At 52.1% G+C, this 10,800-nt stretch carries 9 protein-coding genes; 8 read left to right on the top strand and 1 reads right to left on the bottom strand.

The features are described from left to right. Positions 1-71 precede the first annotated feature (71 nt). Positions 72-1,112 carry a LacI family DNA-binding transcriptional regulator gene (locus tag HMPREF9473_RS23875; protein ID WP_006782797.1) on the bottom strand — a complete coding sequence of 347 codons (1,041 nt, stop codon included), beginning with the start codon at positions 1,110-1,112 and terminating at the stop codon, positions 72-74. 302 nt (positions 1,113-1,414) lie between these two features. On the opposite strand from HMPREF9473_RS23875, the gene HMPREF9473_RS23870 reads away from it, so the two are divergent. The 8 genes from HMPREF9473_RS23870 to HMPREF9473_RS23835 all read left to right on the top strand — a co-directional run bounded on the left by HMPREF9473_RS23870 (position 1,415) and on the right by HMPREF9473_RS23835 (position 10,189). Beyond that, entirely contained in the window at positions 1,415-2,704 is a 1,290-nt protein-coding gene (locus tag HMPREF9473_RS23870; RefSeq protein ID WP_034860148.1) for an ABC transporter substrate-binding protein, read from the top strand. Positions 2,705-2,774: 70 nt separating this feature from the next. After that, entirely contained in the window at positions 2,775-3,653 is an 879-nt protein-coding gene (locus HMPREF9473_RS23865) for a carbohydrate ABC transporter permease (RefSeq protein ID WP_034860105.1), read from the top strand. Further along, on the top strand, positions 3,653-4,495 hold the full coding sequence (locus HMPREF9473_RS23860) for a carbohydrate ABC transporter permease (RefSeq protein WP_006782794.1): 843 nt from the start codon (positions 3,653-3,655) through the stop codon (positions 4,493-4,495). The genes HMPREF9473_RS23865 and HMPREF9473_RS23860 overlap by 1 nt, the downstream gene beginning before the upstream one ends. A gap of 50 nt (positions 4,496-4,545) precedes the next feature. Continuing rightward, positions 4,546-5,946: a mandelate racemase/muconate lactonizing enzyme family protein gene (locus HMPREF9473_RS23855; RefSeq protein WP_006782793.1), complete on the top strand. Its 1,401-nt coding sequence runs from the start codon at positions 4,546-4,548 to the stop codon at positions 5,944-5,946. 78 nt (positions 5,947-6,024) lie between these two features. After that, the gene (locus HMPREF9473_RS23850) at positions 6,025-6,486 is read left to right on the top strand and encodes a VOC family protein (RefSeq protein WP_006782792.1); all 462 of its coding nucleotides are present in this window, start codon (positions 6,025-6,027) and stop codon (positions 6,484-6,486) included. A gap of 24 nt (positions 6,487-6,510) precedes the next feature. Further along, complete coding sequence (locus HMPREF9473_RS23845) at positions 6,511-7,863, top strand: GH1 family beta-glucosidase (RefSeq protein ID WP_006782791.1); 1,353 nt, start codon at positions 6,511-6,513, stop codon at positions 7,861-7,863. A 47-nt stretch (positions 7,864-7,910) separates the two neighbouring features. Next, positions 7,911-9,047, top strand: coding sequence for a Gfo/Idh/MocA family protein (locus HMPREF9473_RS23840; RefSeq protein ID WP_006782790.1), 1,137 nt, complete (start codon positions 7,911-7,913; stop codon positions 9,045-9,047). 23 nt (positions 9,048-9,070) lie between these two features. Next, a complete protein-coding gene (locus tag HMPREF9473_RS23835; protein ID WP_006782789.1) occupies positions 9,071-10,189 on the top strand; it encodes an aminotransferase class V-fold PLP-dependent enzyme in 1,119 nt (372 codons plus the stop codon). The last annotated feature ends 611 nt before the right edge of the window (positions 10,190-10,800 follow it).

The following is a 10,800-nucleotide window of genomic DNA, read 5'->3' as shown; positions in this document are numbered from 1 at the left end:
TTTTTTGTGTCATGGAACATGTCCGCCCTGGCGCACGAGCCGGCCTTGGCAGACATGTTATCTACTTATCTTTATCTGTTTACCGGCCTTCCTTGCGCCGGCGCTTCTCCCACGCTTCCCTTGATAACCAGCTCCGTCCCATAGGTCTTGATGAGCGGCGTCTGTTCCTTGTTGTCCAGAATATCGGTGAGATACCGGATGCTGTCCCGCCCCAGCTCATAGAGCGGCTGTTTTACGCTGGTGATGGCCGGCCCGTCATAGGGCAGTTCATAGTTGGTCTGGCAGTCAAATCCCATCACCGAGATATCCCCAGGAACCGAATATCCGGCGTCCATAATTCCCTGGATGGAGCGCAGCGCTATCCGGTCATTGCTGCAGAAAATCGCCGTAGGCCGTGTGTCCGGGGTCTGCCCCATCAAATCAAAGGCCGCCTGGTAAGCCAAATCGTAATCCGAATAGATATTGGTGATATCCGCCGCCCCGATGGACAGCCCGTGTATCCGCATGGTTTCCGTATATCCGTTAAAACGGTCCAGGTTCACCTTCTTGTTGGGGTCTCCCATAAAGTGGGCAATCCTCCGGTGTCCCAGAGAAATCAGGTATTCAATGGCTGAGCGGGCCCCTCCCGTATTGTCGATGAGCAGCTGGTTGACCGGCAGCGTCTGGTAATTGTTCTCCACCAGCAGGAAGGGGAAATGGGAGGCGTACAGCCGCTCAATAATTGGCCCGTCCGTAAACCGGGAGCCGTAGAGAATGATAGCGTCCGCCACGCCGTTGGTGAGAAACTGGATGCTCTTATCCCGGAATTCCTGCTCCTTCCCAATACTGCAAAAGACCACGGTCCTGTCCGTCTCCATGGAGCCCTCCTCCATTCCACGGATAAGCTCCGTATAGAAGGGAGAGTGCAGGTTCCGGATGAGCACCGCAATGGAGCCCATATGGCGTTTCACCAGGGACCTGGCCGCAATGTTGGGATAATACCCCAATTCTTTAATGGAAGACTGTACCCGCTCCCGAATATCTGGTGATACGTTTTCAGCCATATTAATCACGCGGGATACGGTGGCCGGTGACACGCCGGCATGTTGAGCCACATCTTTAACAGTAACCAAAGTTAAAACCTCCATATTTGTGAAAACGATTTATTTAACTCCATCATATCACGCATAAAACGATTATGCAAGAAGAAAGTATGCGATGTTGTGAAAACGATTTATCAAAACAAGATTTATAAATATGTGCAAGTTGCTTAATAAATGCTGAAATATTTGAGAAAAAATAAAAAATATGTTGACATTTGTCGGGAATAGGGCTATTATAAACTCACGCAGCGCGTGAAAACGATTTATCAGAAACTAAAATCAAAAGAAAAGCAAAACAATTGCGCAAAAGGAGGAAATGAATCGTGAAAAAAATGTTAAGTGCAGGGCTTAGCGCAGTATTGGCAGTATCCATGCTGGCAGGATGTGGCAGCAAGACGGAGACACCGGCTACAACAGCCGCAGCGGGAGAAGTGAAGACAACGGCCGCCGAAGCCGGCGATGGGGAGAATCAGGAGCCGGTGACCATCACATTCTGGGACGGCAACTGGAACGAGGATGCATTTGGTCCGGTGAAACAGGCATTTGAAGAAAAGTATCCATGGATAACCGTAGAGGGAGAGTTCCAGGTGGATAACGGCATGTCCGACAAATACACCCTGGCCTTAAAGAACGGAACAGCGCCGGATGTGGTGGCATGCGCTCTGGACTGGATTACCACCTTTGGAAATGCCGGACTGCTGGAACCGCTTGACGAGTACCTGGCTAAGGACAACATTGACACCGGCAATTACGTGCAGGGAGCCATCGACGCTTCCACCATCGACGGTTCTTTATACGGCATTCCATTCAGAAGTGAGACCTACGTATTGTTTTACAATGTGGATATGCTGAAGGAGGCGGGATTCACGGAGCCGCCAAAGACATGGGACGATGTTCTTGAGATAGCGGCCGCCTGCACCAAGGATGATAAGGCCGGTTACGGCATCTGCGGCGCCAACTACGGCAATGTTTCCTTCCAGTACATCACCATGCTCCGCTGTCTGGGAGGCGATATTCTGACGGATGACAACAAGGCTTCCGCTCTTGACACCGAGGCCGCCATCCAGGCCGCCGAACTCTACGACCAGCTAAAGCAGTATGCACCGGCCAGCTACTTGGAGAACAGCAATGTGGAGAACCGTACCTTGTTCGCCAGCGGAAAAGTGGCGATGTACTTAACCGGTATCTATGACGCGGAGACCATTGCGGAGGCCAACCCGGATTTGAACTTTGCGTGTGCCATGGTACCGACCGGAAATGACAGCGAGCGGAAAACCATTCTCGGCGGATGGTCCGTAGGTATCTCCGAGTGCTCCAAGAACAAAGAGGCAGCCGCCAAATTTGTGGAGTTTTTGACCAGCACCGAGATTGCATCCATGTACACCAATACCTTTACCGGTACCGGGGAGCCGGCCGCACGGTTTGCGGACTACGACGCCTCAATTATGGACGCCAACAAAGAAGCGCTCCAGTATGCGAAAGCATTACCGGCCGTGGGAGCCATCGTTCCCATCAGACAGACGATTTTTGACAATATCCAGCTGGCTCTTGCAGGTTCCGAGGACGCTAAAACCGCCATTCTGGATGCATCGGACAAAGTAAACGAACTGCTGGCGCAGTAGAATCAAAGACACGCGGGCAGGCCAGGGGATGAGCCTGCCCGCATTTTAAAGGATAGGGTGAGAACGAAGAATGATACGGAACGTAAAAAAATCAGGAGCATTATATGTGATACCTGCTATGGTAGTGATTATAGCTGTCATGTTCTATCCGCTGGTTTACACCATCATAACAGGATTTTACCGCAACACCCTGTTTATGGATAAACCGGAGTTCGCCGGTCTGGCGCAGTATGTCAGTCTGTTTGGCGACAAGATATTTGTGGGCTCCATCGTCAATACCGCGGTGTGGACCTTCGGCAGCGTGGTGTTCCAGTTCAGCGTCGGTTTCCTGGTGGCGCTGCTGTTGAACCATGCGGAGCTTCGAGGGAAGACGGTTCTCAGAATTCTGCTGATGATACCCTGGGTGCTGCCCAGCGTCATCGGTTCCGCTGTCTGGAAATGGATGTACAACGCGGACTACGGCATTGTCAACTTTGTGCTTCAGACTCTGGGGCTGATTGACAAGAACAAGATGTGGCTCTCCAGCACATCCACGGCCATGCCGGCTATCATAGCGGTCAATGTCTGGAAAATGTTTCCCTTTGTGCTTCTGATGATAGAGGCATCTTTGCAGGGCGTTTCCAAGGAATTAAAAGAGGCGGCGGTCATAGACGGCGCCAACCGGTTCAACATTTTCAAGGCAGTCACCTGGCCCGCCATCGCACCGGCCTGCTATTCGGTGATTCTGCTGCTGACCATATGGACTTTGAATGCATTTACATTTGTCTACACCTTGACGGAGGGCGGACCGGCCCATTCCACCGAGGTCATGGCGATGTATATCTATAAAGAAGCGTTTTCCAACTACGATTTCGGTAAAGCCAGCGCGGCCAGCACCATACTTTTTGTGCTGTCCATGACAATCAGCTTTATCTATCTGCGGGCGACGAACAAGAAGGAGGATGCGTGATGAACAGAAAAACAAAACGGGATTTGGCAGTCAATATTCTCATCTATGCCATCCTTCTGCTGATGATTGTGGTGGCGGTTTTTCCGGCCATCTGGATGATATCCACGTCCATCAAGGACGTGACGGAGCTGTTTGACATGCCTCCGGAGATCATTCCGGACCATCCGACCTTCGGAAACTATTTGAAGGTGCTGGGCAATTCCAAGATGTTCCGGGCATTTTTTAACAGTGCGTTTATCACGGCCTGCGTGGTGTTGCTGACCCTGTTTTTCTCGGTGCTGGCAGGTTACGGGCTGGCCAGATATCAGTTTAAAGGCCACGGACTGATGAAAGTGGCGCTGCTGTTTGGACAGATGGTGCCGGGAGTGGTCATCATTATCCCGCTGTATTCCGTATTTACAAAGCTGGGGCTTTTGGATACCCATTTCTCCATGATAGTGGCGGATATGGCGCTGACGATTCCCATGGGGGTGATTATGCTCAGCTCCTTCTTTGAGGGAGTGCCGAAGGAACTGGAGGAAGCGGCCAAGATTGATGGAACCACCGGCTTCGGCGCGCTGTTTCTGGTGGTGATGCCAATTGCGAAGCCGGGGCTGATATCCGTGGCGATCTATACGTTTATCAATGCCTGGGAGGAATTCCTGTTTGCCATGAATCTGAGCATGTCCACCAAGACCAGGACACTGCCCATCGCGATCAATGCGTTTGCCGGCGAGTTTGCGGTGGACTGGGGCGCGACCATGGCTGCGGCCGCACTGGTGGCATTGCCGGTACTGGCGCTGTTTTTGCTGTGCAACCGGTATTTTGTCCAGGGACTTTCCGATGGGGCGGTAAAAGGTTAAGGGCCGGGCACTAAGTGTGGAAGGCCGGAAGTGAAATGTAGGAGGATAGAATGGATAGTACAAAAACAATGGATTATTCCGAGATATTCAACCATATCCGGACATCATCCAGCCCGTCAACATTAAAAATTACGGATATCAAGATATGCAAGGTGGATTTGCCGCCGTGGGGCTGTCACCTGATTCGAATAGATACCAACCAGGGCGTCAGCGGCTACGGGGAAATGCGGGACGGCGCCAGCGCTTCCTATGTGAAGCTGCTAAAGAGCAGGCTTGTGGGGGAGAATCCCTGCGAGGTGGACCGGCTGTTCCGAAAGATAAAACAGTTCGGAGGTCCGGCCCGCCAGTCATCCGGCGTTTGCGCCGTGGAACTGGCCCTGTGGGATTTGGCCGGCAAGGTGTACGGCGTTCCCGTCTACCAGATGTTAGGCGGACGGTTTCGCGACAAGGTCCGCCTCTACGGCGACACTCATATAGAAGAAGGACGTTTCACCGGGAAAATCATGGACCCGAAGGACGTGGGAAATGTATTGAAAGGCTACATGGACAAGGGCTTCACGGTGCTGAAGCTGTTGAGCGTGGAGCTGTTGATGGCCCAGGAGGGCAATTACTGCGGCCCCCTCGACTGGGTGGAGCAGCTTCGGGCGGTGGAAGAGAAGGCCAGAAACGTGGCTCTTTACGGCAGTCAGGCCGAGATTTCCAGAGTAAACGGACAGCTCTATGACTTTAACCGGATTCCCCACCCGTTCACCAACATGCATGTGACGGAGCAGGGACTGGACTGTCTGGAATCTTATATAGAAGAAATCCGCTCGGTAATCGGCTATAAAGTGCCGCTGGCCATCGACCATTTTGGCCATTTTCCGTTAAACGACATGATAAAGATAGCGAGGCGGCTGGAGCGTTTCAATCTGGCTTGGCTGGAGGATATGCTTCCCTGGTATCTGACGGAGCAGTACCGGATACTGAAACAGTCCACCACCGCGCCGCTGGCCACCGGCGAGGACATTTACCTGGCGGAGAACTTTGAGCCGCTGCTGGCGGCGGGGGGCATTGACATGGTCCATCCGGATATTCTCACCTCCGGCGGAATCCTGGAGACCAAGAAGCTGGGAGATTTGGCGGCCAGATACGGGGCGTCCATGGCGGTACATATGTGTGAGAGCCCCATTGCCAGTCTGGCGGCGGCCCATATGGCGACGGCCAGCGAGAATTTCTTTGCGCTGGAATACGACGCCTTTGACTCCTCCTGGTGGGAGGATATTATCAACGGGCCGGTGAAGCCCATGATGGAGCAGGGCTTTATGAGCGTGACGGACGCGCCGGGACTTGGAATCGTGTCCCTGAACGAGGACATGATCCGGGAACACGGGCCAATAAAGGAAAAAGATATCTGGATGTCCACCGATGACTGGAACGGGGAAGTATCCCTGGACAGAATCTGGAGCTAAGGGGACAGAAAAACTTGCAAAAGCAGGGCAGAGAATTGGAAGTAAACAAAATGAAATAAGAATGGGAGAATGATGACGATGGGCAGTTTATTAGAAGATACACGTCTGGCACAGATTGGGTTTATTGTGAAAGACATAGAGAAGACAAAAAAAGAGTTTGCGAGATTTTTTGGTGTGGAGGAGCCGCCTACCATCAACAGCGGAGAGTACGAAGTGACAAAGACACAGTACCGCGGAGAGCCGGCGCCGGAGGCCCAGTGCTCTATGTGCTTTTTCTACTTCGGCGACCTTCAGATGGAGCTGATTCAGCCAAACGAAGCGCCGTCCGCATGGAGAGAGCAGCTGGAGCAACACGGGGAGGGCCTGCATCATCTGGCATTCAACGTGAAGGGAATGCAGATGAACATTGAGCGCTGCGAAGAGTGGGGCATGAAGCTGATTCAAAAAGGAGAGTACCGCCGCGCGGACGGAAGATACAGCTTCCTGGATGCCTCCGACAGCTTGAAAATGGTGGTGGAGCTGCTGGAGCGTGACGAATAGAGGAAATCAGAGGAGGAATTTACCATGGGAAAGATACAATTTCCGGAAGGATTTATCTGGGGGTGCGCTACGTCGTCCTATCAGATAGAGGGAGGCGTTCATGAGGACGGGAGAGGGGAGACTATCTGGGACAGATACTGTTCCATTCCCGGCAACGTGGCAAACGGGGAAAATGGAGACGTGGCAAGTGATCATTTTCACCGCTATCGGGAGGATGTGGCCCTGATGAAGCGCATGGGGATGAAAGCCTACCGTTTCTCCATCGCCTGGTCCCGGATTCTGCCGGCAGGGTACGGCGAAGTCAACGAAAAGGGAATCCAGTTTTATTCCAACTTAATTGACGAGCTGCTGGCGGCGGGAATTGAGCCTTACGTTACCCTCTATCACTGGGACCTTCCCCAGGCGCTTCAGGACAGAGGGGGCTGGACGAATCCCCAGATGGCGGAGTATTTTCTGGAATTTGGCCGCATCTGCATTGACAGGTTTGGGGATAGAGTGAAGAAATGGATTACCTTAAACGAGCCGTACTGTGCGGCGTTTCTCGGCTACTATGAGGGGAGACAGGCGCCGGGTTACCACGACTTTTCCGCGGCGGTTTCGGCCGCCTACCATATGTACGTAGGCCATGGACTGGTGGTGAAATATTTCCGGGAGAGCGGGAAGGGCGGAGAAATCGGCATTGCGCTAAATCTGATGGGGCGCCTGCCATTTTCGGAGAAACCGGAGGATGTGGAGGCGGCGAAACGGGCGGACGGCTACTTGAACCGCTGGTTTATCGAACCTATTATGCTGGGGAAATATCCTCAGGATATGATTGACTTCTACACCTCCCAGGGCGTGGTATTGCCTAAGTTTCAGAAGGAAGAACTGGAGTTGATGAGCCAGCCGCTGGATTTCATCGGGTTGAATTACTACAATGATTTCCATGTGAAATACAGCGAGAAGGTGTGGCCGCTTCAGTTCGTGATCGAGAATCTGCCCCACTCCGTGGTAAACGACAGAAACTGGCCGGTGACGGAGATGGGCTTCAAGCGGATGATGAAGCGGATGAAGGAGGAGTACGGCGTGGGCAATATCGTGGTGACGGAAAACGGAACCTCCTTCCACGATGTGGTGAGTGGAAACTATGAGGTGAAGGACTACGCCCGCCTGGATTATCTGGAACGCCATATCCGTGTGCTGCATGAGACCATAGAGGAAGGAGTCAATGTATCGGCCTATTTTGTGTGGTCCTTCTATGACAATTTTGAGTGGAGTTTCGGCTACAACAGCCGGTTTGGGATTGTCTATGTGGATTTCAAGACACAGGAGCGGATTGTGAAGGAGAGCGGGCACTGGTATTCCCAGGTGATTGAGCGCAATGGCCTGGAGGTATAAGCATAAGCGCGGGAAGCGGTGAGAGGAAGAGAAAGGACTGAAGACCAATGGTAAGTGGCGTAAAGACAGCCGTAATCGGATGCGGCGTCATCAGTGATACTTATATAGGAAATATGATAGAGAAGTTTTCGATTCTGGACGTGGTGGGTTGCTGTGATTTGGACGAGGAGCTGGCGAAAAGCACGGCGGAAACTTATCACATCAAGGCAATGACTATGGAGGAAATACTGGCGGACAAGGAGATTGAGATTGTGGTGAACCTGACTCCTCCGTCCGCCCACTACTCCATTATCAAGAATCTGTTAAATCACGGAAAGCATGTGTACACGGAGAAAGCTATGGCGATGAACCTGGAAGAGGGAAAAGAGCTGGTGGCCCTGGCGGACGAAAAAGGGTTGTATCTTGGGGCGGCGCCGGACACCTTTCTCGGCGCGGCGGCCCAGACGGCCCGGTTTGCGTTGGAGAGCGGACTGATTGGCGAGGTTTCCTCCTGCTATGCCGTGTTAAACCGTGACAGCAATGTGATGGCGGAGCGTTTCCCCTACACGGCAAAGGCCGGCGGAGGCATCGGTATGGACGTGGCGGTATACTACGTGACGGAATTGCTCAGCATGCTGGGGCCGGTGAGGGAAGTGTCGGGGATTGCCAGAACGATAAAGCCGGAGCGCCTTCATTATTTCACCGACGGACAGGAATTTGGCAAAACCTACACGGTGGAGAGTGAAAACCTGTTTGTCGGAACCCTGGAATTCGAGAGCGGCGTGGTGGGAAGTCTTCATTTTAATTCCAACAGCATCCAGAATGAAAAACCGCAGGTGGTGTTATACGGTACCCAGGGAATTCTATATCTTCCGGACCCTAACCGGTTTGGCGGGGATGTGAAAGTGCTGTTGAAAGGACAGACGGAGCCCTTTGTGCTGCCGCCGGTCTACGCCTACGGGGAAGACAGCCGTGGGATCGGTGTGGCGGAGATGGCCTGGTCCATGAGGACTAACCGGAAAAACCGGGCCAACAAGGAGATGGCCTGCCACGTGCTGGAGGTTCTCTGCAAAATCGCTGAGAGTGGAAAGCAGAGACGATTCTGCCAGCTGGAGACAACCTTCGAGGTCATGCCTCCGCTTCCAAGAGGTTATCTCGACAGACAGTACAGCAAGTCCGACCCGGAGGCCGGTCTGGCGTTATAATTAATATAGAAAGAGAGGAAAACGTGGATTATCTGGAAAAGTATGGAATCAAATCTTATATCAATGCACACGACACAATCACTCTTTACGGAGCCAGCCGCATGGCCGGAAACACGAAAGAGGCCATGAATCAGATATCACAGTGTTTCGTCGACATTCAGGACCTTCAAATCAGACTTGGAAAACATATTGCAGAAGTGACGCACAATGAGGCGGCTTATCTTGCAAACGGCGCGGCGGGGGCGGTACAGCTCTGCGCCGCTGTCTGTATGGCAGATAGGAGTGATTACAACTACATGCATCTGCCCGATACGAAAGGTCTGAAACGGGAGTTTTTGGTATTCTCCTGTCAGCACAACTGCTACGACAAGGCTATCGAGGCAGCAGGCGGTTCCATCCGCTGTATCGGGGACGCGGATGAGACGCTGGCTTTTGATTTGGAGGGAAATATCGATGAGAAGACGGCGGCAGTCGTCTATTTCCCGTCCGCCAAGTATCAATGGGGCTCCTTAAGTCTGGAAGAAACCGTGGAGATTGCCCATCGAAAGGGGGTACCGGTGATTGTGGATGCCGCCGCCCAGCTGCCGCCGGTGGAAAACCTGTGGAAGTTTACAAAGATGGGGGCTGACATGGTGGTATTCAGCGGCGGCAAGACGCTGTGTGGACCACAGACCAGCGGACTGATTGTGGGGAAGGAATCCTTTATCAGCGACTGTATCCGGTTCGGCTCCCCCATGCACGGAATCTGCCGTGGCAGCAAAACGTCGAGAGAGAGCATGATAGGACTCTGCGTGGCCATCGACAATTATATGGAAATGGACCACGAGGCGGAGAAACGTCTTCAGGACAGAAGAGTAGAGCGGCTGGTGGAGGCCATGGAGAAGCTGGATGGGCTGGAAGCCTTTGTGGTGGAGGAGGGACCTGTGGGTCAGACGTACCGCCGGGCCTTCGGCCGCATGGCTCGGATGGAGGATGTGAGGCTTGTGGCGGAAATGATGCGGGAGCGGGGAATCTATATCGGCACGGAGGTCCGGTATTCCGCTATCTATTTCAGCCCGCTGAACCTGACGGATGAAGAATGTGGGACGGTGATTCGGTGTTTGAACGAAGTGATGGGAGAACTGGGGAAGCGCCAGGTGTAAAGACCTGTTTCCCTGTGCCGTGGAGTATATGCTAAATGTAGTGGTTCAGATTGAAAATAAGGGTATATCTGGTAGGCGCATTTTGGGTGTCCGAAGGAAGTGAAAAAAGAAGTAAAAAATATGTAAAAAGCTGTTGACTTTTCTGTACGGGTTTGGTATTATAACTCTTGCCCCGCGAAAACGGGGCACAGAACTTAGAAATAAGTCGAAAAAGAAATGAAAAAAGTTGTTGACAAAGTTAAAACAGTATGATATGATTATCGAGTTGCTGTTGAAACGAGAAAGCAACAAAACGAACCTTGATAATTGAAGATTGAACAGTATGTAAAACCCTGAAAATTCTAATAAATAAGCCACGTTTGACATGGCTTTGAATGAGAAAATTCAGAACGAATACAATGTAATTGTATACGAACCAAACAACAAGTAAAACGGGAAAAAAATTAGCTAACGTTAGTTTTGACCCCGGATTAAACAACCATTTAACATGAGAGTTTGATCCTGGCTCAGGATGAACGCTGGCGGCGTGCTTAACACATGCAAGTCGAGCGAAGCACTTTTGATGAAGTTTTCGGATGGATTCAGTTGTGACTTAGCGGCGGACGGGTGAG

The sequence above is a fragment of the Hungatella hathewayi WAL-18680 genome, from assembly GCF_000235505.1.
Taxonomy (GTDB): Bacteria; Bacillota; Clostridia; order Lachnospirales; family Lachnospiraceae; genus Hungatella_A; species Hungatella_A hathewayi_A.
This window is presented reverse-complemented; position numbering and strand designations above follow the sequence as displayed.

Coding starts and splice junctions, on each gene's coding strand:
- HMPREF9473_RS23870 (WP_034860148.1), top strand. CDS start 1,415: ATGTTAAGTGCAGGGCTTAGCGCAGTATTGGCAGTATCCATGCTGGCA.
- HMPREF9473_RS23865 (WP_034860105.1), top strand. CDS start 2,775: ATGATACGGAACGTAAAAAAATCAGGAGCATTATATGTGATACCTGCT.
- HMPREF9473_RS23860 (WP_006782794.1), top strand. CDS start 3,653: ATGAACAGAAAAACAAAACGGGATTTGGCAGTCAATATTCTCATCTAT.
- HMPREF9473_RS23855 (WP_006782793.1), top strand. CDS start 4,546: ATGGATAGTACAAAAACAATGGATTATTCCGAGATATTCAACCATATC.
- HMPREF9473_RS23850 (WP_006782792.1), top strand. CDS start 6,025: ATGGGCAGTTTATTAGAAGATACACGTCTGGCACAGATTGGGTTTATT.
- HMPREF9473_RS23845 (WP_006782791.1), top strand. CDS start 6,511: ATGGGAAAGATACAATTTCCGGAAGGATTTATCTGGGGGTGCGCTACG.
- HMPREF9473_RS23840 (WP_006782790.1), top strand. CDS start 7,911: ATGGTAAGTGGCGTAAAGACAGCCGTAATCGGATGCGGCGTCATCAGT.